Source organism: Acetobacter sp. AC2005 (assembly GCF_037901235.1).
Taxonomy (GTDB): Bacteria; Pseudomonadota; Alphaproteobacteria; order Acetobacterales; family Acetobacteraceae; genus Acetobacter; species Acetobacter oryzoeni.
In genome coordinates, this window is record NZ_CP149625.1 from 1295675 (window position 1) to 1319721 (window position 24047).

Genomic DNA, 24047 nt, shown 5'->3' on the forward strand with positions numbered 1-24047 from the left:
GATAAACCGGCCTTTTTCTTTTACTCGTGGCGAAGTGTCACAACCAATACATCACGATAAGCAGGTAAGGCGGGGTTTACAGCCTGTACAGGCGTTACCCCATGATACACGCGGCTATCGTTTACAAACGCGGTATCCAGAGGGTTGGTTAGCGTAAAGCCGCCCACGCGTTGGCGGTTAAGATCGTGAATGGATGTTTCTCCGCGGGCAATATTTTCTCTGCGGATCATCACAACACAAACCCAATCTACACCATCTCGGTGCAGTCCTTCTGGCGTAGGTTGCCCGGCAGTATCTTTGCTGGCTTCAATGCGGAACTGATGAATTTCTGCATGCCATGCTGAAGGACGTTGCTTGGCAGGGGTCATGTCTACTGCCAGCCGATGCATCAACTTTAGAATGGATAGTAAAGCCGGATTATTGCCAATTTCTGGCAGCACAGGCTGAAACCAGCGTTCAATCCCGCCATTCAGCGTATTGTAATCTCGGCTCTGATAATGGGGCTGATGGGGTTTGCGCAGGATTTCCTGATCAGAAAGTGAGAACGTGGCATAGCGGCGGCGGCGATATCGCCCGCCATCCGCCATATACCGGTCACACCCCAGATCATTCCAGCTTGCGGCAAACTGGTCCCAATCAGCTAATCCAAAACCTTGCAGAATGGGGCGCATGCTTGCCGCTTGCAGGAAGGCAAAGCCCTCCTGCGCCAGCGGTTTTTCAATACAATCAAGGGATATTGCACCCCCGGAAAGGGTCTGGCCGGTTTCAGGCATGTGGTGGTTCTTTTGCTGCAGGCGGTGCTTCTGGGGCAGAAGGTTTGGCTTCTTCCTGCGCCTGAGCTGCACGTTGATTAATTTTTTCAAGCAGTTCCGGCGGCATTGTGTCCATTGCCAAATGGACCGGCGTGCCGGGCGGTGTGGTGGAGTAAGATGTTGGCGTGTAGAATTTTACACCCTGAGCTGCCATGCGGTTTGCAATACGGCGGTAAAACTCGCGCTGTACTTTCCACTTCATCATAGGTGCGGTTTTGATGGAACCCACCAGCACAGCACCGTTTCCGTCCGAACTATCAACACCCAGATCAACATAATCGGACAGGATGATGTTTTTGTAAGCGTCTTCCTTGCGCATTTCCTGAACGGTGTCCTGCATGATCTTGGCAACGCGTTCGCTGCTTTCGGTCAGATCCACCGTCTGGTGCACAATAACCTGGTTAAACCCACGGGCGGTATTGGCAATGGAGGTTACGGACGAGAAGGGAATGATGTGCAGGTCACCATCCACAGAGCGCACGCGCAATGTACGGATGGAAAGATGCTCAACAATACCGGCAATCCCTCCGGTGGTCACCCAGTCCCCTACCTGAATGGCGTCTTCTGCCAGCATGAAGAAGCCGGTGATAACGTCTTTAACCAAGCTCTGAGAACCAAAGGAAAGACCAACACCCAAAATACCGGCACCGGTTAGCAAGGGCGTGACGTTAATACCAATTTGGGAGAGCGTGGTAACCGCCACAAAAATGATGATAACGGCCAGCAGGACAGTGCGGATAATAGGCAGCACTGTACGCAGGCGGGCTGCGCGTGCAGCCTGTGCGCTGGAGGTGTAACGGGTAATCTGTTTTTCCAGCAGGCCGTTCACCACTTCCCACGCCACAGCGGCAACTGTCATGCCAATAAGCAGGCAGATAGCAGCGCCAATCAGACGACCACCAAGTGCGGAATCAAAGAAGAAGCGGAAGCTGGGAATGCTCCAGCTTTGAGCAAGGCAGACAATGGTGATGAAAATAATTGCAATGGTGATAATCCGGCGCACGAACGGATAATAGAAATCCGCCCGTTTTTGCATGCCTGGATAACTGGCTTCCAACGTGGGGCTGATGCGAAACAGCCTGTCCTGCAACCCGTATGCCAACAGGGCAATAACGCGGGAAAGCACCAAGCAAAGAAATGTTAGCAGTGTTCCACGCAGGATCCACTGATACCCACCTTTAAGATGTGCAGCCCAGACAAACCACAGCGCCATGTCCAGGAACATCACGGGCACCCACCACACATGTGCCAGCGTGCCAGCAAAAGCCCACAGGGCATTTTTACGCATGTTGGGGGAGGGTTGCAGTGCCCGTGCCACAATATGGCGGAGGCGCCAGATAAAGGCAGCAATAATCAGATGCTGGATCAGCACCACAGCACGCTGCATGGCATCCACACCGCGGGGGCTGAGGTCAAACTCACTTCCCAAGGTTGAAAGGCAGATCACAATGGAAGGGGCTGCCACCAGCACGTTCCACCACCGCGTAAGCAAATGTGCGGTTTCATCCGATGCAGGAATAAGCCGGATAGCAGGGGAACGTGGCGCCAATGTTGTTTCCACAACCAGATAAAGCCCACGCGCAATGGCGTAAGCATTGATAAGGGTGAGGGAAACAGTGTGGGCTTGTGCCGTAGTGGTTAGGAATTCTGCGCCCAGATAGCCGACAAGCAGGCATACCCCAACGGGCAGCAGCTTAATAAGAAAATGCAGCACATTATACGGCACGCGCACTAAGTAACGGAGCACCTCGGTGCCGCGTCGCTGATCGTTTTCACGGGTTTGCGTGGTATTTGCATCGTTTGCGACTGCGGCATCGCTGCTATCGGCTGCGGCAGCAGTTTTGGCTGAGGCTTCTAGCCGTTTTTCCCGGTTTTCTGCGTGCTGCGTGACAGAGTTCAGCGGTTTGCGCATGGCAATGCTGGTGCCGCGCTCCAGCACCAGGGCGAGACCAATAATCAGCAGGGCGCGGCTAAACGCATCAATCAGAGTTTGCCGAGAAGCCGGATTGCGGATTTCATTTTTAAACCATGGGCCAACAACACTCAAATCTTTGAAAAGGCTGGTGAAGTTGTTCAGGTAGCCATGAATCGAGCTTTGCAGCGTATCCAGTTCTGAATGGACATCGCTATCTATCACAGCGTTATCTGTCTGTGGTTTAGCTGCTGCGGGCGCTGGAGCCGCTTTGGGTGTGGCGGCGGGTTGTGCAGCAGGTAAGCCCTTGGCCATGAGGGAAAGAGTTTTGGAAAACTCCTCCCGCTTTTGCGGATCGTTCAGAACGTTCAGCAACTGCTGAGCATCCTGTTGTGTTAGACCGTTGGTTTGAGGAACCGCTGCTGCCGTATCTGCCCGCGCATGCGTTACAGGGAAAAGGAAACTCAACCCCAACGCAAATAGGCAAAAAAGACGACAAAGCCATGCAGCCAAAGAAGGCGACTGAGGCGGAGAGGGTGAAAAGGATAGACTCTGATCCGGGCTATTGGCCGCCATGGGGGCGCTGCATCCTTTGCTGAACGGGTAAGATAATAAGGGCACGCAAAAAACTGCCGCCCAATTTGTCTCTAGGGTAGGAGGCAAATTGGGTGGCATCAAGATGATGCGTGCTGATAGCAGTTGTTCAGGAAGGAGCGGGTAAGTTACCGGTGTGGTTGAAAGGGTGCCACTTGCTGCGTTTCTGCCCGGATAACCAACGTGCCGGCTATAAGATCATGCAGCCCCTGCTTGCGCCGCGTAAACGCAACCATGATGACGCCGATATACAGCAGCGGAAAAGAGATAAAGGCCTTGATGACAAAGCGCAGAATAGCTTGTGCTAAACTGATTTGCCCGCCTGAAAGTGTGACCACTTCCAGCCGACATACCCGCTTGCCGGGTGTGCCGCGGAGGGAAGATGCCTCAAACAACACATAATAGACTGCCGGAATAAGGGCGAGCAGCAAGCTGGCAAGTGGCCAGGGCCCTGTATGAATGTGCGGGATAAGAACCGAGATGTTTTCTGGCTGCACGAAGGAGGCAATATCTACCACATTCATGCTTTGCCCAGAGCCATCAATGGGGAGTTCCTGCCAATCCACAGTGACATTGGGGGCAACAAAAAAACCTAAAACGGTTTCTATGGCTCCAAGAATAATGCCATCAATCAGAAAGGCCCATACCCGCCACCAGAAACCGGCGTAAATCCATACAGGAGCGGGTGTGCCGGGCTGCATTCCATAAAAATCGCCAGAAGGTGCCCCCCAGCCGGGAGGCGGTGCCGAATTGGACATAAGAACCTGCTCCGCAGGAAAGATAAGTAAATAAGCAGTGGGGCAGAAAGAGGCGTTTAGCTGCGGTAAGACCCATTGATATCGATATAGCCGTGGGTCAGATCACAACTCCAGGCCTGAGCGGCGCCTGTGCCAAGGCCAAGATCAACAGCAATGTCGATTTCCTGCCCTTTCATATGCGCCACTACGGGGGTTTCATCATACCCATCTACAACGGTGCCGTTACGGGCAATGCATACACCGCCAATAGATACAGAAAGCGTGTCACGGTCTGCGGGTTCCCCACATTTACCAACTGCCATAACAACGCGCCCCCAGTTGGCGTCTTCTCCCGCTACGGCAGTTTTCACCAGTGGGGAGTTACCAATAGCCATAGCCACACGCCATGCAGATTGGTCGGAAACAGCACCGCTGACCTTAATGCTCATCAGCTTGGTAATGCCTTCACCATCCCGAATGACCAACAGGGCGAGATCGTGCAGAACGGCGTTCAACGCAGTGCGGAAATCAGCCAGATCCGGGTCTGTTAGCGCATCTATGGTGGCAGCAATGTCGGGGTTCTGCGCTGCTCCGGTCGCAAACAGCAGCACCATGTCGGAGGTGGAAGTATCCGAGTCCACCGTAATGCAATTGAAGGTTTTCTGGATACCAGCGCTCAACAGGGCCTGAAGCACCGGAGCGGGCAGTTTGGCATCGGTTGCTACAAAGGCCAGCATGGTGGCCATATCAGGTGCAATCATGCCACTGCCTTTGGCAATGCCCTGAATAATAACTTCCGTGCCTTTAATGGTGGCTTTGCGGACGGCAGCTTTGGGGAAGGTATCCGTGGTCATGATCCCGCGTGCGGCATCTTCCCACCCGTTTTCCGAAAGGGCGGTATGCAGAGCCGGAAGCGCGGAGGTGATGCGCTCAGCAGGCAGAATTTCCCCAATAACACCGGTAGAAGCCAAATAAACATTTTCGGCAGAGCAGTCTGCCAGCTTGGCAGCGGCCGCTGCTGTGGCCTCGCATGTTTTGCGGCCAGCTTGACCGGTAAATACGTTGGCGTTCCCTGCGTTTACAACCAGTGCGCGGGCTTCACCTTTGGGCAGAATAGCACGGCACCAATCTACAGGTGCTCCGGGGCATTTGGATTTGGTAAATACGCCCGCAACGGTGGTGCCGGGGGCCATTTCTGCCAGAACCAGATCTGTGCGACCCTTATAGCGAATACCTGCTGCAATAGCGCCAAGGCGAATCCCACGCACAACACCAAGTTCCGGCATTGGCAGGGCCAGGGGGGAAACGGGGATTGTCTGCGCCATCTGGCGGTATCCTTAAAGGGTATCTGTGCAAAAACCTCGCCCTTTATTTAGGGCGAGGTTTGCGGTTTAATGGTCTTATTTCTTAGGTGCAGCGGCAGGAGCAGGCGTATCTGCCAGCGGCTTGCCGGTGTTGGGGTCAAAACGCACAATCTTGACCTGGTTGGTGGCTTTATCCACGGCTTCACGCACATATTTCTGGATAAGGGCCTGACGGATTTTGTCACGCACTGCGTCCAGTGTGGGAACCGGGTCTGTGCGTGTGTCCAGCACCTGAATGACATGGTAGCCATACTGGCTTTTCACCGGAGTGCTGCTGATTTCACCTTTTTTCATGGCGAAGGCGGCATCGGAGAAGGCCGGGATCATGTCTGTTTTCTTGAACCAGCCCAGATCACCACCGTTCTGCTGGGCGCTGCCCTTATCGGTGGAAACTTCAGCGGCCAGTTTACCAAAATCTGCGCCAGCTTTCAGCTTCTTGATAACGTCATTCGCTTCAGCTTCAGTTTTCACCAGAATATGGCGGGCATGCACTTCTTTTTCGGCTGGCTTGCCTGCGTAATTCTGATCATAATACTGCTTAACGGCATCATCCGTCAGATGTGGCATAACCTGCTCAGACAACCACGCATTCTGCAATGCGGTGTTGGACGCATTTACCATCATCTGCTGGGTTTCAGGTTTTTTATCCAAGCCTTCTTTCTGGGCTGTAATCAGAATGGCTTTCTGATCAGCCAACTGGTTGACCAGCATGGGGAAAATAAGGTTCGGCGGCAGTTGGCGCATCTGCGGTGGCAGAGAGATCATGGCTGTCTGTACATCAGACAGCGTGATTTTTTCACCATTCACGGTGGCTACCACGGCGTTGGGGTCTGCTGGCTTTGCAGGAGCGGCCGCTGCTGCGGGAGCTGGGTCTGCTGCAAAGGAGGGCGTGCAAAGGGTGGTGGTAGCAAAAAGAGCTGCTGCTGCCAGTCCAAACGCGTGGGGAATAAGCCGCATGTGTATTAAAACCTTTAAAGCCATTAAAACCTATTTATCCTGTATGAAGGAGGGCTTTCCACCCGGCAACCCCTGTTTCAATCCTGCTTCCACCGGTACGGTTGGTTGACCGCAACCCGCCCCGGTCCTATTTTGCACGGCAAGCCAGCCATGCCAGTGTCTCTTACTGCATTACCATTTGGGGTAGTGCAGGGGTAAGGGGCCGCATTGTTCCGGAAAGGTGTTCATGCTTTCACGCTTTGTCCGCGCCCTGTTCGGCACCGCCAACGACCGGACGCTTAAGATATTTCAACGCCGGGTGCCGGAGATCAACGCGCTTGAACCACAGGTGCAGGCGTTGGATGATACCGCCCTTTCTGGCAAAACGCAGGAATTCCGGGATCGGATCGCCAAAGGCGAAAGTCTGGATGATCTGCTTCCTGAAGCCTTTGCCGTGTGCCGTGAGGCCTCGCGCAGGGTGTTGGGGATGCGGCATTTTGACGTGCAGCTGATTGGCGGCATGGTGCTTCATTCTGGCCGCATTGCAGAAATGCGCACCGGGGAAGGTAAAACCCTGGTGGCCACGCTGGCTGTGTATCTCAGCGCGTTGGCAGGCAAGGGCGTGCATGTTGTTACCGTAAACGACTATCTTGCCGCGCGTGACGCAGCAGAGATGGGGCGGCTTTACAGCTTTTTGGGCCTGACAACGGGCGTGATTGTGCCCAACATGCCTGATGATGCGCGCCGTCAGGCTTATGCGTCCGATATTACGTACGGCACAAACAACGAGTTCGGCTTCGATTATCTGCGTGATAATATGAAGTACCAGTTGGGCGAAATGGTGCAGCGTCCCTTCTACCACGCGATTGTGGATGAAGTGGATTCGATCCTGATTGACGAAGCCCGTACTCCGCTGATTATTTCCGGACCAGCAGAAGATAGCTCAGACCTGTATCGTGCAGTCGATGCTGTGGTTGCCCAGCTTGTGCAGGATCCGACCACGTTTGAAAAAGACGAAAAGTTCCGCACCGTCATTTTAACCGATTCTGGCTCCGATCATGTAGAAAATCTGCTGCGTCAGGCAGGTGTGCTGGATGAAGGCGGGCTTTATGATCTGCAGCATGTAGCTGTTGTGCATCATGTTCAGCAGTCCTTGCGGGCGCATACGCTGTTCTCGCGGGATGTGGATTACATCGTGCGCGATGGCAAAGTGGTGATTATTGACGAATTCACCGGCCGCATGATGGAAGGCCGCCGGTATTCCGATGGCTTGCATCAGGCGCTGGAAGCCAAGGAGCATGTGGAAGTCCAGCAGGAAAACCAGACGCTGGCTTCCATCACCTTCCAGAACTATTTCCGCCTTTATCCTAAGCTTTCCGGCATGACCGGCACCGCCATGACAGAGGCGGATGAGTTTGCAGAAATCTACAATCTGGATGTGGTGGCCATCCCCACCAACCGTCCGGTTGCCCGTAAGGATGAAGACGACGAGATCTATCTGACAGAGCAGGAAAAGTTTGCTGCTGTTGTCAAACTCATCCGGGATGTGCACGAACACGGCCAGCCGATTCTGGTTGGCACCACGTCGATTGAAAAAAGTGAAGCGCTTTCAGACCTACTGAAACGTGAAGCCATTCCACATAACGTGTTGAACGCCCGTTTCCATGAAATGGAAGCAAAGATTGTGGCGCAGGCAGGGGCACCGGGTGCCATTACCATTGCCACCAACATGGCTGGCCGAGGCACAGATATTAAGCTCGGTGGTAACGTGGAAATGCTGATCTCCCAAACCTTGGGGGATATGGAAGAGTCTCCAGAGCGTGAAGCTGCTGAGAAGGAAATCCGTGATCGTGTTGCGCGGGATCATGACATCGTGCAGCAGGCAGGTGGCCTGTATGTTATCGGCACGGAACGGCATGAAAGCCGCCGTATTGATAACCAGTTGCGTGGCCGTGCAGGGCGTCAGGGTGACCCCGGCAACTCCAAGTTCTTTATCTCGCTTCAGGATGATCTGATGCGTATTTTCGGTTCAGACCGCATGAGCGGAATGTTCCAGAAAATGGGTATGAAGGAAGGCGAGGCCATTGTTCATCCGTGGTTGAGCAAGGCGCTGGAACGGGCACAAAGAAAGGTCGAAGCCCGCAACTTCGATATGCGCAAGAACACGCTCAAATACGATGACGTGATGAACGACCAGCGCAAGGAAGTGTACGCTCAGCGCCGTGAATTTATGGCGACTGAAGACGTCTCTTCTATTGTGATGGAAGCGCAGGAAGATGTCATTGACGCGATGGTTGCGCGCCGTATCCCAGAAAAATCCTTTGCAGAACAATGGGATGTAGCTGGCCTTACGGAAGATGTACAAAAAGCCTTTGGTCTGGATCTGCCAATAGCAGCTTGGGCCAAGGAAGACGGTATGGATGCCGAGGCTGTGGCTGACAGGATCAGTCAGGCTGCCACTCAGGCGCAAGCTGCCCGAGCAGCCAATATCGGCCCGGATCTGATGCGCTTTATTGAAAAGCAGATTCTGCTGACAACATATGACGCCGTGTGGAAAGAACATCTGCATGCGCTGGATCAGTTGCGGCAGGGCATTGGCCTACGTGCTTACGGCCAGAAAGATCCGCTGAACGAATATAAGCACGAAGCCTTCCAGCTGTTTACATTCATGTTGGAAGAAATGCGCCAGCGTGTGGTGGGGCTTATGGCACGGGTGGAAGTGACACCTCCGCCAGCAGCGGCTGATCCGTTTGCCGATACGGCAGAAATCCATGCTGATCCAGAAGTGCAGGGATACGCCTCAGAACCGGGGCCTGGCCTTTCACCTGGTGCATCGCCGGAAATGGCCACGCCTATCGGTGGTAGCGCTATTATGCCGGATGATCCTTCAAGCTGGGGTGAAACACCTCGTAACGCGCCCTGCCCATGTGGTTCGGGCCAGAAATACAAGCATTGTCATGGGCGGCTTGTCTAAGGCCTGCCCGGCATTGTTGCAGACGACAAGGTAAGGAAGATGGCTGGTCATTCCCAGTTTAAGAACATTATGCACCGTAAGGGTGCGCAGGATGCAAAACGCTCCAAGCAGTTTGGTAAGGTTATTCGTGAACTTACGGTAGCAACGCGTTCGGGCTTGCCTGATCCGGCAGCCAACCCACGTTTGCGTGCAGCCATTTCTGCCGCGCGTGAAGTGAATATGCCCAAAGACACCATTGAACGTGCCATTAAAAAGGCATCTGGTGCTGCAGGTGGTGATGACTATGTGGAAGTGCGGTACGAAGGCTACGGCCCTGCCGGTGTAGCCGTTATTGTTGAAGGGCTGACCGATAACCGCAACCGCACAGCATCTGATGTACGAGCAGCTTTTTCTAAGCACGGTGGCTCTATGGGGGAAACCAATTCCGTTTCTTTCATGTTCCGCCGCTTGGGGGTGATTACATATCCGGCTTCTGTTGCTTCTGAAGATGAGATGTTGGAAGCGGCTATTGAAGCCGGTGCAGAAAATGTTGTTTCCACCGAAACCTCACATGAAGTGACGTGTGAAGTGGAATCCTTCTTTGCAGTGAAGGATGCGCTGGAAGCGCGCTTTGGTGAGCCGGAAAGTGCCAAGTTAGACTGGCGCCCCGAAAACACCGTAACGCTGGATGAAGATAAAGCACGCAGCCTGTTCAAGCTGTTGGATACGCTTGAAGACCATGATGACGTGCAAAATGTGTACGCCAATTTTGACCTGCCGGATGATCTGGCCGAAAAACTTTCGGCATAAATCATAATGGTACGTCTGCTCGGCATTGATCCCGGCCTGCGATTTACAGGGTGGGGCGTGATTGATGTCGAGGGCAATCGGCTCCGGCATGTTGAAAATGGCGTTATTGCAACCAATAGCGCTGATAGCGTGCCAGACCGATTAAAGGTGCTGCATGACAACCTGCTGATGCTGATAGACAGGTTGGAACCGCAAGAAGCAGCTGTTGAAGAAACTTACGTAAACCGTAACGGTTCGGCCACCCTTAAGCTGGGTTATGCGCGTGGCGTGGCGTTGTTGGTGCCGGCATTGGCTGGGGTAAGCGTAGCAGAATACGGCGCGCTTTCTGTTAAAAAATCGGTTGTTGGCACCGGATCAGCAGATAAAAAACAGGTGGAAATGATGGTGCGGCGGCTTTTGCCCGGAGCAGAAATTATCCGTGCAGATGCTTCGGATGCGCTGGCTGTTGCTATTTGCCATGCGCATCATCGTGCCAGTGCACGCCATATTGCAGCCGGGGTAAGAATGGCATGATTGCGTTTTTATGCGGATTGGTCATTCAGGTTGATCTGGGAAGCTGCGTTATAGACGTAAACGGTGTGGGCTATCTTGTTGCTGCCTCTACACGTACTTTGGCCGCGTTGCCGAACCCACCAGAAAAAGCACGGATTCTGATAGAAACCGTTGTGCGTGAAGATGCCATTCTTCTGTACGGGTTTATGGAAAGTGCAGAGCGTGAATGGTTCCGGCTGTTAACAAGCGTGCAGGGGGTAGGGGCAAAGGTTGCGCTTGGTATCCTTTCCACCTTGTCACCCGGAGAATTGGTGGCCGCGCTGATGACATCAGATAAAGCCAGCCTTACGCGTGCGCCGGGTGTGGGCGGTAGGCTGGCAGAACGGATTCTGACAGAGCTGCGCGATAAAGCTGGCAAAATGCCCGGTGGTGGTGGCGGAATTACCATTCCGGCCATGGCAACCCCTGCAGGTAGTATAGAGGCAGATGCCCTTATGGCGCTGGCTGGCTTGGGCTTTCGCCGGGCAGAAGCGGCACCCGTGGTGCGGAAAGTCATGGACGCGCACGGGGCGGCTGCCACGCTGGATCTGGTGATTCGTGACAGCCTGAAAGACCTTGCCCGATGAGTGCAGAGTTTACGCCTGATCGGGAAATTGATGCGGCACGGCGGGAGGAGGATGTTGGTGAATCCACGCTTCGCCCGCAAACACTGCATGATTTTACAGGCCAGAAGGCTAGCCGGGAAAACCTTTCCATCTTCATCAAGGCCGCTAAACAGCGTGGTGATGCCTTAGATCATGTTCTGCTGCATGGGCCTCCGGGGTTGGGTAAAACCACTTTGGCCCAGATTGTTGCGCGTGAATTGGGGGTGGGTTTTCGGGCTACGTCTGGCCCCGTTATCCAGCGTGCGGGTGACCTAGCTGCTATTCTTACCAATCTACAGCCCCGCGACGTGCTGTTTATTGATGAGATTCATCGTCTCCAGCCAGCCATTGAGGAAATTCTCTATCCTGCGATGGAAGATTTCCAGCTTGATCTGATTATTGGTGAAGGCCCAGCAGCAAGGTCTGTCCGTATAGATCTGCCGCCGTTTACGCTTGTGGCCGCCACCACGCGGGCAGGGCTTTTGGCCACACCATTGCGGGACAGGTTTGGCATTCCGCTGCGGCTGGTTTTTTATACGCCAGAAGAGCTATGCAAGATTGTGGCGCGTGGGGCGGAAAAGCTGGATTTTGCTCTGACTCTCGGTGGTGCAATGGAAATTGCCCGCCGTTCACGCGGCACACCCCGTATTGCCGGGCGACTGTTGCGCCGTGTGCGGGATTTTGCATCTGTAACCGTGCCTGCCGGGGTGCCGGTAGAAGCAGAAGTGGCGGATGCTGCCCTCAAGCGGCTAGAGGTTGATGCGCTTGGGCTGGATGCCATGGATAGGCGTTATCTGCGCCGAATTGCCGAATATCATCACGGTGGCCCGGTTGGTGTGGAAACGCTGGCGGCAGCTTTGGCCGAATCGCGCGATACATTGGAAGATGTGATTGAACCTTACCTAATTCAGGAAGGTCTGGTTTTGCGTACCACACGCGGTCGTGTTCTTGGTGAACGCGGCTGGCGGCATCTGGGGCTTACCCCTCCGGCTTCTGCTACCGGGGGCAACCAGCAGATGGATTTCCTTGCAGGCGAGGATGAGGGGGAAGAATGACCACCCACTCCATAGATTTTAGAATCTATTACGAAGATACAGATGCAGGCGGCATTGTGTATCACGCGCGGTATCTTGCCTTTGCAGAACGTGCGCGTACCGAGGCGATTCGGAGCTTGGGTATGCCGGCATCAAGTTTGCAGGAAGAATATGGGCTCGTTTTTGTGGTGCGTGATGCCCGCCTTGCCTACAAAATGCCCCTGAAACTGGATGATATTGTAACAGTTACCACCCGCTTGATTGACCTGAGGGCAGCCAGCTGCCGATTGGATCAGCTATGCACGCGTGGTGATGATATATGCGCTCAGGTTGAGGTTGGTCTGGCCTGCGTGAAAGTATCAGATGGGCGTCCTGCCCGATTTCCGCCGTTATGGCGTGATTTGTTGCAGAAATTGGCACCAAAGGGATGAAAGCGCCTCTTCTGCTTTTTTGAGTAACCAAGTAAGAAGCAGAAGTGTCGGGCAAAGCATGTGTCTCGACCGAGTCGGAGACAGATCGCCCGTAAGGGGTGCAGAGGCAGGAGGCATTATTGGATCGTGCGGTTGATGCGGCAAATCTCGGCGTAAGTGCGGCGGGGGATTTGTCAGTATGGGCGTTGTTCATGCACGCCTCGCTTGTTGTTAAAATTGTCATGCTGGGGCTGCTGGTTTGCAGCGTAATGGTATGGGCAATTATTCTGGACAAGTTTGTCACGTTGCGTCGCATCAATCGTGAAGCCACAGGGTTTGAAGATCGCTTCTGGTCTGGTGGCAGCCTTGATGATCTGTACGAAAGCGATGGCGCCAAGCCTACTAACCCAATGTCTGCCGTATTTGGTGCAGCCATGGGGGAATGGCGGCGTTCAGCCCGTATTCCCGGTGTGGATCTGGTGCGTGGCGGCGTTAAGGAACGTGTTGACCGCGCCATTGGCATTACCATCACGCGTGAAATGGACCGCCTGCGCCGCTGGGTAATCTTTCTGGCCACCGTTGCACCTGTTGCACCGTTTGTTGGCCTGTTTGGCACGGTCTGGGGGATCATGCATTCCTTTAGTTCCATTGCGGCTGAACACAATACAAACCTTAGCGTTGTAGCCCCCGGTATTTCCGAAGCTCTGTTTGCAACGGCTATTGGCCTGCTAACGGCTATTCCAGCTTATGTGGCGTATAACGTCATCAGCAACAGCATGGACCTTTTCCAGGATCGTCTGGAAGGTTTTGGCACCGAGTTTGCTGCCATTCTTTCTCGCCAGTCCGAAGAGAGGACCTGAGATATGGCAATGCCGTCGGGAGGAAGCGGACGCCGCCGCAGGCGTCCGATGGCCGAAATTAACGTCACTCCCATGGTGGACGTGATGTTGGTGCTGCTGATCATCTTTATGGTGACATCTCCAATGATGACCAGCGGCGTAAATGTTGATCTGCCCAAAACAGATGCGCGCCCGGTTAATTCAGACAGCAAGCCCATTACCGTTTCCATCAAGTCTGATGGTACGCTGTATCTGGGGGATAACCCCGTTACAGCAGATCAGCTTGTGGCCCAACTGAAGGCTGCTTCCAACAATGATCCTTCCCACCGTATTTTTGTACGCGGGGATGCCCATATTGATTATGGGCAGGTCATGCAGGTTATGGGGCAGATTACGGAAGGCGGCTTTACGCATGTGGCTCTGCTGGCGCAGCAACCTGCCAGCAGTGGGCATTAAGCCATCCGATAGGGTGGAGAGGTACGAACAATGCCCATGGCAAGGCCACGCCGGTCTGATCAGATTATACTCCGGCGATCGCTTTATCTGTCAGGGGGCGCGCATGTCGCGCTTCTGCTGGCACTGCTGATCACTCTTCCGCCGCCCAAGCCGCCGGAAGAGCCCCCACAGCCTACGATTGAAATGCAGTTCGAGCAGTCGGACGCACAAGAAGGTGGCCCTGCCGCCAAGGCAGAAAAAGCTGCGGCTGAACCCAAGCCCCCAGCACCGGAAGAAAAGGAAGCTCCGCCTACGCCAGAGCCTCCGAAGGATGTGCCGAATGAGGAGGCCCCGCCGCCACCTCCGCCGCCACAGCCTGTTCCGCCGCCACCTGTGCCGGAATCTGAAAAGCTGCCAGATGTGCCTCTGCCCCCCAAGGCGGAAGAGCCATCTCCTGAAGTTGTGAAAACACCGCCGTCTCCACCATCTCCGGTGCAGCCGACGAACAGTGTTGCCCCGCCTTCACCCATTACGCAGCCCACGGATACGCTGCCGGATGCGGCGGTTCCGTCTCATATCACGCAGCCAAACAAGGCGAAGAAAAGCCAGGCAGAGTCTCATTCCCTGCTGGAAACGTTGGATACGTTCCGGGCGGATCAGAAGCAGACGCATGCGCCCAAGGCACGTGCCAATCCGGTTGCTGGTGGCGCACCTAAGGGTGGTGGTTCACCTGTGGGCAGTAACATTACGGGCAGCCTGAGCGCAGGCCAGCAAAAAGCTATCGGGGCTGCGGTAAGGCGCTGCTACACAGAAGATACTGCCGCCAAGGATTATGCCAGCTTTGTGGCGCATTTGGTGGTTACGGTAGATGGAACCGGTGAAGCCCGCATTGTGCAGTTTGCGCCAGAAACACAGGCCCGCATGAATGCGGATTCTTCGTATCGTGCGCTGGCTGAAAGAGCACGGGCTGCTGTTCTAAGTCCAACATGTGCCAAGCTGCCAATCCCCAAGGAACTGCTGGGGCAGCCACGGCAACTGAAGTTTGTATTCAGGCCTTAAGCAGGCCTTAGGGAGGAAAACACATGGTGATGAGTACCCGTCCCCTTATTTCCGATCAGGAAGCCGATGTGCTGGCTGGCGCGCTGCGTCGGCGTAGCCTGCTGGGGGCCAGTGTGGCTGCTGGTGGTATTATGGCCATGCCTGTTGGTGCATTTGCGGCTGCCAGTGCCTCAGAAGCTGAAATTACGGTTGATCAGGCCCGCACGGCGCCTATCCCCATCATCATCCCCAATTTTGGTGGTGGCTTGGGCGAAAAAATTGCCGAAGTGTTGACGAATGACCTGAATAATACAGGCCTGTTCAAGGTTATGCCCGGCAGCACAACATCTGGCACGCCAGATTTTGCAACAGCTAAAAGCATGGGCGCATGCGCAGGTAACAGGTTCCGTTTCTGGCGGCGGATCTCTGTGCGGGTGGAAATGCGCCTGTGGGATGTGCTGAGCCATCAGCAGATTCAGGGCACGGCCTACACAACATCAGCAGCAAATTGGCGGCGTATTGCCCATATTGTGGGCGATGTGATTTACGAGCGGATGCTGGGTGAAAAGGGGTATTTTGATACCCGTATTGCCTTTATCTCTCGTTCTGGCCCGCGTGGCCATCAGCGCACACGTCTGGCTGTGATGGATCAGGACGGTGCAAATGCCCGTATGCTGACAACAGGTAAGTGGCTGACCCTGACACCGCGCTTTAGCCCGGTGAAGGATCAGATTGCCTTCATGTCTTACGCCAACAATCGCCCGCGGGTTTATCTGTTTGATCTGACTAGCGGCCGCCAGCAGATTCTGGGTGAGTTTGAAGGGATTTCCTTCGCACCACGCTTCTCACCAGATGGCCGTTCTGTTGTGCTGTCAGTTACTCGCAATGGTGGGTCGGATCTGTATATTGTGGATCTGGCATCTGGTTCTCGCCGTCAGATCACGTCTTCTGGTGCCATTGATACCAGCCCGTGCTTTAGCCCGGATGGCTCACAGATTGTCTTCAACTCGGATCGTGGTGGCAGCCCGCAGATTTACATCATGCCGGCTTCTGGCGGTGGTGCGCGCCGTATTTCTTACGGTCAGGTACGTATGGGTCTCCAGTGTGGTCTCCTCGTGGGGATCTGATTGCTTTTACCCGTATTGCTGGCGGTATGTTCTCGCTTGGCGTTATGGCGCCGGACGGCACGGGTGAGCGAATCATGACGCAGGGCTTTACGGTAGAAAGCCCAAGTTTCTGCCCCAATGGCCGCGTATTGGCATATTGCCGCCAGAGCCGTGCCGGGGCCGGTGGTGCAGGCTTTAACTCTACTATCGGAATGGTGGATATTACGGGCTTTAATGACCGCGTGCTGCCAACGCCAGAAGCAGCGTCAGACCCAGCATGGTCTCCTCTAAACGGCTAAAATCGGCTGTTCGGAAAGAAAACCCCGCATCACAAAAATGTGATGCGGGGTTTTTTGTCCATAATTTGGCCGCAATAAAGGCGGATACAGGCAATAAGCAGAACTGTGTCTTTTTCGTCTCACTCAGTGTATGGCAGGTATGAGATACAGAGATGCAACTTGACCCGCAGAATAAGCTATGGCTTAGGGCAAGTTGGTCTCCAAAATTCGTCGGCTCTTCGAAGGGTTCGGAGAGGAGCAGAAGAAGACGCGGGGATACAAGGTTAGAACTCTTTTCTCCGAATAGTTTCGCAAGGAACTAATTCTCAGGATCCGACACATGAGACTAAAAGTAGTTTGCCGCGCTTGGTATGGTTGCCCTGCTGTCAGCCTGCGCCCACGATAACGCAAACACTGGTGCCTCCAATGGTGCTGCTTCCACGCAGCCCACTATCAGCGGCCCCGTTCCCGGCAGTGAAGCTGATCTGGTTGCAAACGTGGGTGACCGCGTTTTTTATGACCTGAACAAAAGCGGCCTGCGCGATGATGCCAAGGAAACCCTGCAGAAGCAGGCTGACTGGCTGGCAAAATACCCGCAGGTTAACGTTGAAGTTGCAGGTAACTGCGATGACCGCGGCACCGAAGAATACAACATTGCTCTGGGTCAGCGTCGTGCCAATGCCGCACGTGATTACCTGGTTGCTAAGGGCGTAGCTTCTTCCCGCATTTCCACCATCTCCTACGGTAAGGATCGTCCGACCGCTCTGGGTGATGATGAAGATGCATGGGCTCAGAACCGTAACGCCATTACCTCTGTTAAATAAGATTTCAGATTTTTCTGAAAGTTGACAGAGCAGAAACAGGCCGGGTGTTAAAGCCCGGCCTGTTTTGTATTGTAAGCACTTGTCTTTCAGTAAAAGTGGTATGATGTTGCTGCCTATATGTTGTGGAAGGGTTAGAACCTGATGAAAGTCTGCTTCAAAGCATCGCGGCATGTCCGCACAGGGCTTGTGGCGTTGGCAATGGCAACCGCAATAAGCAGTGTGTGCGTGCCAGTTGCATGGGCGCGGGATAATGCAAATTCAGGCACAAATGATCTGATTGCCCAGTTGCTGGACCGTGTGAGCACATTGGAGCAGCAGCAGCGTGATATGCGCGGTGAGATTGATCAACTCACCAATGAACTGCAGCAAAAAACGGCAGCTCTTTCCAAGCAGATAGCAGATAACCAGTTTGCGGCGCAGGCAAATGCTGGTGCGGCAGGTGCTTCTACAGCTGCGGCCTCAACAGACACAACGCCCAAAGAAGACGCAAAACCCACAACACCAGATGGGTTACTTGCCAGTGGCAAGGTGGCTTTGCAGAAGAAAGATTATGCAGAGGCACAGTCTGATGCCGAATCAGCACTTAAAAACGCCAAAGGCGCTTTTAAGGTAGATGCACAGTTTTTGCTGGCGCAGTCCTTGGCAGGGCAAAAGCAGTATCGTCAGTCAGCCGTTGCTTATTACGATGCCTACCGTCAGGCTCCTAAAAGCGGACGTGCGCCAGATGCACTTTTGGGTGTTTCTGCTTCCCTGCTGGCATTGGGGGACAAAAAGGCATCGTGTGAAGCACTTTCCAAGCTGAAAGCAGAATTCCCCACGCCTTCCGCCCGTGTTGCGCACGCTGCAGAAGTGTATGCCAAACGGGGCAGCTGCGAATAACGATTGGTGTTGGTATCGGGAAGAGTGTCTGCTCCTGTATTTTTTGGGCGTGATGTTTTTTCCGATCAGCCCGTTTTTCCGGCCTGTTTTGCACAATGCATGGCGCAGTTAGGGCCGTTTTTCCCAGATCAATCTGACTATCCTCCTGTTGCTATGGCTGTTTCTGGTGGAGGAGACAGCCTGTGCCTTGCGTGGCTGGCATCTTTCTGGCGGAAAAATCTGTTGGCTTTGGTCGTGGATCATGGGCTGCGCCCGGAATCTGGGCAGGAAGCCCATCAAACAGTTGCACGCTTGCTTATTTCGGCACGTATTCTTTACTTTTTCCAGACCGCCAGCTCCGATAGCCAGCATGCCCGATATTGCCAGATAGCATGGAGCACAGATCTTTTGCTGGCCATCAGGCAGATGATTTGGCGGACGGTCTGGATGCGCCAGAATGCCGGAAGTGGGCCGGAAGGGCTGGCAGGCATGGGCTGGATAACCGTGCGGCCAGATATACGGCTTATTCGCCCATTACTTGGATTTTCTAGGCAAGCACTACGGAACACGCTGCGTGAAGCCCGTATTGAATGGGTGGATGACCCTTCCAATCAGGATCAGCGTGCGGAGCGGGTGCGTTACGCTATATGCTGCAAAAAAACGATCACGCGCGCATTTCTGGCAACTTGGCATGCAACTGGGTCAGGTGAGAATGCAAAAGGAACATGAGCGCGCAGCTTTGCCCAACACTTGTAATGTATCCTGAGGGATGGGCAAATCTTGGGGCTGAATTGCCTGAGGTTGATGTGCTTTCAGCTCTTGTGCGCAGTATTGGCGGAGCTGATATCCACTCATGGCGCGCGCGCTTGAGAAGATGGGCGCAGAAGTCACATTGGCTGGAGTCCGGCTGCTTTGGCATGAACAGCAATGGGTGCTTTTGCGGGAGGAAGCCGCAATGGCGCCTGCTGTGCAGGCAGAAAATGGCACGGTATGGGATAACCGGTTTGTGTTGCGTCTGCCTGCATCAGTTCAAAAAGAAGGATTGATGGTTGCCGGGGCAGGGTATGGGTTGGAGCGCAAAATCCGCAATGGGCTACAGGCCCGTTTTTGTGCTGTGCTGCCTGCACTGTGGCGTAAAGGTAAGCGGGTATCTGTGCCGCATCTGAATTGGGTAGCGGATGATGAACCAGATTTATATGCCGCAGCATTCATTTTCCGGCCAGCAGTTTCGGTAACCAGCAGCAGTGTGTATGGTGTAGTTGCACAAGATTCTTAAAATATGTGCGCCTCGCAGACTAGGAATACGCAGGCGGCCTCCCATTTAATAAAGGGAGAGGTTGCTTTTTTCTGCGGCAGCCGGTCAGATAAAGATTATTCCGGCATTCTCGCACTAGGTATGGATATACGGGCAAGATGAACAATTTAGGCCGCAATCTGGCGCTGTGGGTCAGCATTATCCTGCTGCTGCTGTTGCTTGTGAACATGTTCCAGCCGGGGAGCACGCAGCACGCGGCACACACAGCTGGCATATTCGGACTTCATTGCTGATGTGGATACAGGGCATGTTCGGTCTGTTGTGATGCAAAATCACAATATTTCCGGCACGCTGACTGATGGCACGGCATTTGAAACCTATGCCCCGCTTGATCCTTCCCTTGTTACCCGCATGGTGGGTAAAGGGGTGGAAGTTGTGGCCAAGCCATTGGAGCAGGAAGGCAGCCCGCTGCTGCGTTACTTCCTGAATTCCTTGCCCATTATTCTGCTGGTGGCCGCATGGCTGTTTATGATGCGGCAGATGCAGGGCGCTGGTGGTCGGGCCATGGGCTTTGGTAAATCCCGCGCCAAGATGCTGACTGAAAAGCACGGTCGCGTCACATTTGATGATGTGGCTGGGATTGATGAAGCCAAAGGTGAACTGCAAGAAATCGTGGATTTCTGAAGGACCCGCAGAAGTTCACGCGTTTGGGCGGTAAAATCCCCAAAGGTGTGTTGCTTGTTGGTCCTCCGGGCACCGGTAAAACTTTGCTGGCTCGCGCCATTGCGGGTGAAGCCAATGTGCCGTTCTTCACCATCTCTGGTTCCGACTTTGTTGAAATGTTCGTAGGTGTTGGTGCATCCCGTGTGCGCGACATGTTCGAACAGGGCAAAAAAGCCGCACCATGCATTATCTTCATTGACGAAATTGACGCTGTTGGTCGCCACCGTGGCGCTGGCATGGGCGGCGGCAATGACGAGCGCGAGCAGACATTGAACCAGATGCTGGTTGAGATGGACGGCTTTGAAAGCAATGAAGGCGTGATCCTGATTGCTGCCACCAACCGCCCAGATGTGCTGGATCCGGCTTTGCTGCGTCCCGGCCGTTTTGATCGCCAGGTTGTGGTGCCAAATCCTGATGTGTCTGGTCGTGAAAAAATTCTGCGCGTGCATATGCGTAAGGTGCCGCTGGCATCTGATGTAGACCCACGCATTATTGCCCGCGGCACGCCGGGTTTCTCCGGGGCTGATCTTGCTAATCTGGTCAACGAAGCTGCGCTGTCTGCCGCACGTCTGGGGCGCCGCACTGTTTCTATGCGTGAGTTTGAAGACGCAAAAGACAAGGTGCTGATGGGTGTTGAGCGTCGCTCTCTTATTATGAGCGATGATGAAAAGCGGCGCACAGCTTATCATGAAGCAGGGCACGCCATTACAGCTGTTCTGGTTCCCGAAAGTGAACCTATTCATAAGGCAACCATCGTTCCGCGTGGCCGTGCATTGGGCATGGTGATGCGCCTGCCAGAAGATGATCGCCTGTCCATGAGCAAGAAAAACGCATTTGCGCATCTTGTGGTGGCTATGGGTGGCCGTGTTGCGGAAGAGGTTATCTACGGTAAGGACAACGTCTGCAATGGCGCAATGGGTGACATTAAAATGGCAACCCGTGTGGGCCCGCAGCATGGTGACCGAATGGGGCATGAGCGACTGGGCATGATTGCCTATGCAGATGATGATCAGAACGGTGGTTTTTTTGCCGGGGCTTCTCGCAATTTCTCGGAAGAAACCGCCCGTGAGATTGATGAAGAAGTACGCCGGCTTGTAGATGAAGCCTATGTGCAGGCTCGGAACTATCTGCATGATCACATTGATGAACTGCGCCGTCTGGCAGAAGCTCTGTTGGAATATGAAACTCTGAGTGGTGAAGAAATCCGCCAGATCATGCGTGGTCAGCCGATCGAACGTAAGGAAGAAGAAGAAAGTGGCCCGGTTAACCGGTTTCTTCTGTGCCTCAGGTTGGCGGGCCGGATGTTCAGGGTTCGGATAAACCGGAAAATGAAAACGGCGGACCAGCCCAGTGCCCCAGCCAAGCTAACTTTTAGATCAAGATGTAGAGTGAAAAGAGGCGGCAGAAATGCCGCCTCTTTTCGTTTGAGAAGGGCTGATGAAATGACGTGTGCGCGGCTGATTGAACCCTTGGGCCTTGTGTATGGCAACATAGCGCAAGAAGCGATTAAACAGGGTGACGCTTTACCTTTATGTGGCGGTCCGGTGGCATTTACGTTTGTGCGTTTGATAGAAGGTTATCAAACCGTGGGTTTAATGCCTGTGCAGAAACTGCCGCAGGACTGGGCTCCAGAGCTTGAGCGGATAACGCGTTCTGTACCGCCAGTGGGTTTGCCTACAGATGCCCAGATCATGGGTATCCTGAATATCACGCCCGATAGTTTTAGTGATGGCGGCGAACTGGCGAGTATTGATCAGGCTGTTTTAAAGGCACACGAAATGGTGCGCAGACGCAACCGTTCTGGATATAGGCGGGGAAAGCACGCGCCCCGGTTCAGCTACAGTAACGCCGGAAGAAGAATGGAAGCGCATTGGTCCGGTTCTTGCTGCCCTAAAGGCAGAACTGCCCAATGTGGCTATTTCTGTAGATACGCGAAATAGCTATGTCATGCAGCAAGCTTTGGCGGCTGGAGCACATATTATCAATGACGTGACAGCTCTGGCGCATGACGAGGCAGCTTTGCCGCTTCTGGCCGCACAAGATTGTGGCGTTGTGTTAATGCATATGCGCGGGACACCACAAACTATGGCGCAGCATGCTGTGTATGAAGATGTGAGTATAGACGTGGTGCGTGAACTTGCCCAACGGATTGAGATTGCCGTAAAAGGAGGCATTGCACGACATCGGATTATGATAGATCCGGGATTTGGTTTTGCAAAAAACTTCGAGCAGAATAAGGAGCTGTTGCGGCATATTCTGCTGTTGGCCAACTTGGGATGCCGGGTTGTATTTGGTGTTTCCCGCAAACGGATGATTGGGAATCTTACGGGGGAAACCACACCGCATTTGCGTGATGCTGGAACGCAGGCAGCTTCTTTCCCTGCTATGGCTTTGGGGGGAGTAATTTTGCGGGTTCATGATGTTAAAGGCATGATGCAGGCTGTAAACGTATGGCGGGCAATCTTTCAGAATTAAAAAAGTAAGTTTCCGGCTGAACAAGGTTTCTTCCAGCCTGAAACCGTTTTAGAAAATAGAAGAAAACCGCAAGAAGGCAGTTCCGTTCTTTGTGCAGGATGGGCTTTTTCTGTCTGAAGCGGACAGAATGGAATGAGCAGAATGAAGCGTTTTTTCGGAACAGACGGTATTCGTGGCACCGCTAATGTTGCACCGATGACAGTGGAAGTGGCCCAAAAATTGGGGCAGGCCGCCGGGTTGCATTTCAAGCGGGGAGATCATCGGCATAGCGTTCTGTTAGGAAAGGATACGCGGCTTTCTGGGTATATGATCGAAAGCGCCATGGTTGCGGGCTTTCTTTCAGCAGGTATGGATGTCACGCTGGTAGGTCCGTTGCCAACGCCTGCAATTGCCATGCTGACGCGTTCTCTCAGAGCAGATCTGGGCGTCATGATTTCCGCTTCTCACAATCCTTTTGGGGATAATGGCATCAAGCTGTTTGGCCCAGACGGCTTTAAACTTTCTGATCAGGATGAAACGGAAATTGAAGCCCTGATGGAAAAAGACCTTACCGCATATCTGGCAACGCCAGAACATATTGGCCGTGCATCTCGGCTAAATGATGCTGCTGGTCGGTATATAGAAAGTGCCAAAGCATCATTCCCGCGCAAATTGCGGCTGGATGGCATGAAGATTGTGATTGATTGTGCCAATGGTTCTGCCTATCGGGTTGCGCCAACCGCATTGTGGGAGTTGGGGGCAGAAGTCATCCGCATAGGGTGTGAACCTAATGGCGTAAACATTAATGAAAAATGCGGATCAACTCACCCTGAAGCTCTCTGTGCCGCAGTTGTAAAACATCAGGCCGATTTGGGTATTGCTCTGGATGGTGACGCTGACCGCGTTCTGATTGCAGATGAAACCGGGCGTCTGATTGATGGTGATCAGATTCTTGCTCTTATCGCCCAGTCTTGGGCGCGAGAAGGTCGCATGGTTGGCAATGCCGTTGTCGCAACCGTTATGTCCAATATGGGGCTGGAACGGTTTCTGGAAAATCAGGGGCTGAGTCTGGAACGCACGGCAGTGGGTGATCGCTACGTTGTCGAGCGCATGTTGGAACGGCAGGCCAATATTGGTGGTGAACAATCTGGGCACATGGTGCTGACAGATTTTGCAACGACAGGTGATGGGCTGATTGCTGCTTTGCAGATACTGGCCGTACTTGTTCAGGATGGTCGTCCAGCGAGTGAAGTTTGCCGGCTATTTCAGCCATTTCCCCAAAAGTTAAAAAACGTTCGATACAAGGGGGCCTGTCCACTTGATATGGACGAAGTAAAAACCCGTCAGGCTGATGTAGAGCGTAAGCTTGCTGGCCGAGGGCGTTTGGTGTTGCGTAAAAGTGGTACGGAACCTTTGGTGCGCGTTATGGCAGAAGCGGAAGATGCGCAGCTGGTTGATGAGGTTGTTGACCAGATGTGTGATGTGCTTGAGCAGGCGCGTGTTCCTGCCTAAAATACAATCTAGAGAAAGGGGTTTTTA

The 24047-nt window shown here is 53.7% G+C and carries 20 protein-coding genes and 3 pseudogenes; 18 read left to right on the plus strand and 5 right to left on the minus strand.

Translation table 11 applies throughout. The features are described from left to right. Positions 1 to 20: 20 nt before the first annotated feature. From QQM41_RS06350 to QQM41_RS06370, 5 genes are all read right to left on the minus strand, one after another. Entirely contained in the window at positions 21 to 773 is a 753-nt protein-coding gene (locus QQM41_RS06350) for a 2OG-Fe dioxygenase family protein (protein ID WP_050818873.1), read from the minus strand. Further along, on the minus strand, positions 766 to 3399 hold the full coding sequence (locus QQM41_RS06355; RefSeq protein ID WP_339078076.1) for a mechanosensitive ion channel domain-containing protein: 2634 nt from the start codon (positions 3397 to 3399) through the stop codon (positions 766 to 768). Before QQM41_RS06355 ends, QQM41_RS06350 begins: the two co-directional genes overlap by 8 nt. Before the next feature lie 47 nt (positions 3400 to 3446). Beyond that, on the minus strand, positions 3447 to 4076 hold the full coding sequence (locus QQM41_RS06360; RefSeq protein WP_339078023.1) for an RDD family protein: 630 nt from the start codon (positions 4074 to 4076) through the stop codon (positions 3447 to 3449). A 56-nt stretch (positions 4077 to 4132) separates the two neighbouring features. Beyond that, positions 4133 to 5380: a bifunctional glutamate N-acetyltransferase/amino-acid acetyltransferase ArgJ gene (gene argJ, locus QQM41_RS06365; RefSeq protein WP_339078024.1), complete on the minus strand. Its 1248-nt coding sequence runs from the start codon at positions 5378 to 5380 to the stop codon at positions 4133 to 4135. Positions 5381 to 5455: 75 nt separating this feature from the next. Then, positions 5456 to 6376, minus strand: a complete 921-nt coding sequence (locus QQM41_RS06370; RefSeq protein WP_339078025.1) for a peptidylprolyl isomerase — start codon at positions 6374 to 6376, stop codon at positions 5456 to 5458. A gap of 226 nt (positions 6377 to 6602) precedes the next feature. Between QQM41_RS06370 and secA the strand changes: the two genes are divergently transcribed. The 18 genes and pseudogenes from secA to glmM all read left to right on the plus strand — a co-directional run bounded on the left by secA (position 6603) and on the right by glmM (position 24020). Further along, on the plus strand, positions 6603 to 9329 hold the full coding sequence (gene secA, locus QQM41_RS06375; RefSeq protein WP_339078026.1) for a preprotein translocase subunit SecA: 2727 nt from the start codon (positions 6603 to 6605) through the stop codon (positions 9327 to 9329). 39 nt (positions 9330 to 9368) lie between these two features. After that, complete coding sequence (locus tag QQM41_RS06380) at positions 9369 to 10118, plus strand: YebC/PmpR family DNA-binding transcriptional regulator (protein WP_050818863.1); 750 nt, start codon at positions 9369 to 9371, stop codon at positions 10116 to 10118. Between the two features lie 6 nt (positions 10119 to 10124). Beyond that, positions 10125 to 10631 carry a crossover junction endodeoxyribonuclease RuvC gene (gene ruvC, locus QQM41_RS06385; protein WP_050818861.1) on the plus strand — a complete coding sequence of 169 codons (507 nt, stop codon included), beginning with the start codon at positions 10125 to 10127 and terminating at the stop codon, positions 10629 to 10631. Continuing rightward, positions 10628 to 11236 (plus strand): Holliday junction branch migration protein RuvA, encoded by a 609-nt coding sequence (ruvA, locus tag QQM41_RS06390; protein WP_050818859.1) that lies wholly within the window; start codon positions 10628 to 10630, stop codon positions 11234 to 11236. Before ruvC ends, ruvA begins: the two co-directional genes overlap by 4 nt. After that, positions 11233 to 12309 carry a Holliday junction branch migration DNA helicase RuvB gene (ruvB, locus tag QQM41_RS06395; protein ID WP_014457605.1) on the plus strand — a complete coding sequence of 359 codons (1077 nt, stop codon included), beginning with the start codon at positions 11233 to 11235 and terminating at the stop codon, positions 12307 to 12309. The genes ruvA and ruvB overlap by 4 nt, the downstream gene beginning before the upstream one ends. Beyond that, positions 12306 to 12719, plus strand: a complete 414-nt coding sequence (gene ybgC, locus QQM41_RS06400) for a tol-pal system-associated acyl-CoA thioesterase (protein WP_003623343.1) — start codon at positions 12306 to 12308, stop codon at positions 12717 to 12719. The genes ruvB and ybgC overlap by 4 nt, the downstream gene beginning before the upstream one ends. Positions 12720 to 12817: 98 nt before the next feature. Next, positions 12818 to 13558, plus strand: coding sequence for a protein TolQ (tolQ, locus tag QQM41_RS06405; RefSeq protein WP_019089100.1), 741 nt, complete (start codon positions 12818 to 12820; stop codon positions 13556 to 13558). A 3-nt stretch (positions 13559 to 13561) separates the two neighbouring features. Further along, positions 13562 to 13993, plus strand: a complete 432-nt coding sequence (tolR, locus tag QQM41_RS06410; RefSeq protein WP_006115643.1) for a protein TolR — start codon at positions 13562 to 13564, stop codon at positions 13991 to 13993. A gap of 30 nt (positions 13994 to 14023) precedes the next feature. After that, entirely contained in the window at positions 14024 to 15031 is a 1008-nt protein-coding gene (locus QQM41_RS06415) for a hypothetical protein (RefSeq protein WP_003623346.1), read from the plus strand. Between the two features lie 23 nt (positions 15032 to 15054). Then, positions 15055 to 16415: pseudogene (gene tolB, locus QQM41_RS06420) on the plus strand (Tol-Pal system beta propeller repeat protein TolB). Between the two features lie 350 nt (positions 16416 to 16765). Next, positions 16766 to 17218 carry a peptidoglycan-associated lipoprotein Pal gene (gene pal / locus QQM41_RS06425; RefSeq protein WP_339078027.1) on the plus strand — a complete coding sequence of 151 codons (453 nt, stop codon included), beginning with the start codon at positions 16766 to 16768 and terminating at the stop codon, positions 17216 to 17218. A 141-nt stretch (positions 17219 to 17359) separates the two neighbouring features. After that, the gene (locus QQM41_RS06430) at positions 17360 to 18097 is read left to right on the plus strand and encodes a hypothetical protein (protein WP_339078028.1); all 738 of its coding nucleotides are present in this window, start codon (positions 17360 to 17362) and stop codon (positions 18095 to 18097) included. A 24-nt stretch (positions 18098 to 18121) separates the two neighbouring features. Next, positions 18122 to 18805: a tRNA lysidine(34) synthetase gene (locus tag QQM41_RS06435; RefSeq protein WP_339078029.1), complete on the plus strand. Its 684-nt coding sequence runs from the start codon at positions 18122 to 18124 to the stop codon at positions 18803 to 18805. 124 nt (positions 18806 to 18929) lie between these two features. Then, on the plus strand, positions 18930 to 19352 hold the full coding sequence (locus tag QQM41_RS06440) for a hypothetical protein (protein ID WP_339078030.1): 423 nt from the start codon (positions 18930 to 18932) through the stop codon (positions 19350 to 19352). Positions 19353 to 19625: 273 nt separating this feature from the next. Further along, the gene (locus tag QQM41_RS15705; RefSeq protein WP_408874578.1) at positions 19626 to 20015 is read left to right on the plus strand and encodes a hypothetical protein; all 390 of its coding nucleotides are present in this window, start codon (positions 19626 to 19628) and stop codon (positions 20013 to 20015) included. A 47-nt stretch (positions 20016 to 20062) separates the two neighbouring features. Next, positions 20063 to 21208: pseudogene (gene ftsH, locus QQM41_RS15710) on the plus strand (ATP-dependent zinc metalloprotease FtsH); the annotation flags it as partial. A 234-nt stretch (positions 21209 to 21442) separates the two neighbouring features. Next, positions 21443 to 22529, plus strand: a pseudogene (gene folP, locus QQM41_RS06450) (dihydropteroate synthase). Between the two features lie 132 nt (positions 22530 to 22661). Continuing rightward, positions 22662 to 24020, plus strand: a complete 1359-nt coding sequence (gene glmM, locus QQM41_RS06455) for a phosphoglucosamine mutase (RefSeq protein ID WP_339078031.1) — start codon at positions 22662 to 22664, stop codon at positions 24018 to 24020. Positions 24021 to 24047: the final 27 nt, after the last annotated feature.

Coding starts and splice junctions, on each gene's coding strand:
- ruvC (WP_050818861.1), top strand. CDS start 10,125: ATGGTACGTCTGCTCGGCATTGATCCCGGCCTGCGATTTACAGGGTGG.
- pal (WP_339078027.1), top strand. CDS start 16,766: ATGGTTGCCCTGCTGTCAGCCTGCGCCCACGATAACGCAAACACTGGT.
- ruvA (WP_050818859.1), top strand. CDS start 10,628: ATGATTGCGTTTTTATGCGGATTGGTCATTCAGGTTGATCTGGGAAGC.
- QQM41_RS06440 (WP_339078030.1), top strand. CDS start 18,930: ATGGCGCGCGCGCTTGAGAAGATGGGCGCAGAAGTCACATTGGCTGGA.
- QQM41_RS06380 (WP_050818863.1), top strand. CDS start 9,369: ATGGCTGGTCATTCCCAGTTTAAGAACATTATGCACCGTAAGGGTGCG.
- argJ (WP_339078024.1), bottom strand. CDS start 5,380: ATGGCGCAGACAATCCCCGTTTCCCCCCTGGCCCTGCCAATGCCGGAA.
- tolR (WP_006115643.1), top strand. CDS start 13,562: ATGGCAATGCCGTCGGGAGGAAGCGGACGCCGCCGCAGGCGTCCGATG.
- QQM41_RS06355 (WP_339078076.1), bottom strand. CDS start 3,399: ATGCCACCCAATTTGCCTCCTACCCTAGAGACAAATTGGGCGGCAGTT.
- QQM41_RS06430 (WP_339078028.1), top strand. CDS start 17,360: ATGAAAGTCTGCTTCAAAGCATCGCGGCATGTCCGCACAGGGCTTGTG.
- QQM41_RS06370 (WP_339078025.1), bottom strand. CDS start 6,376: ATGCGGCTTATTCCCCACGCGTTTGGACTGGCAGCAGCAGCTCTTTTT.
- ybgC (WP_003623343.1), top strand. CDS start 12,306: ATGACCACCCACTCCATAGATTTTAGAATCTATTACGAAGATACAGAT.
- secA (WP_339078026.1), top strand. CDS start 6,603: ATGCTTTCACGCTTTGTCCGCGCCCTGTTCGGCACCGCCAACGACCGG.
- QQM41_RS06360 (WP_339078023.1), bottom strand. CDS start 4,076: ATGTCCAATTCGGCACCGCCTCCCGGCTGGGGGGCACCTTCTGGCGAT.
- QQM41_RS06350 (WP_050818873.1), bottom strand. CDS start 773: ATGCCTGAAACCGGCCAGACCCTTTCCGGGGGTGCAATATCCCTTGAT.
- QQM41_RS06415 (WP_003623346.1), top strand. CDS start 14,024: ATGCCCATGGCAAGGCCACGCCGGTCTGATCAGATTATACTCCGGCGA.
- glmM (WP_339078031.1), top strand. CDS start 22,662: ATGAGCAGAATGAAGCGTTTTTTCGGAACAGACGGTATTCGTGGCACC.
- ruvB (WP_014457605.1), top strand. CDS start 11,233: ATGAGTGCAGAGTTTACGCCTGATCGGGAAATTGATGCGGCACGGCGG.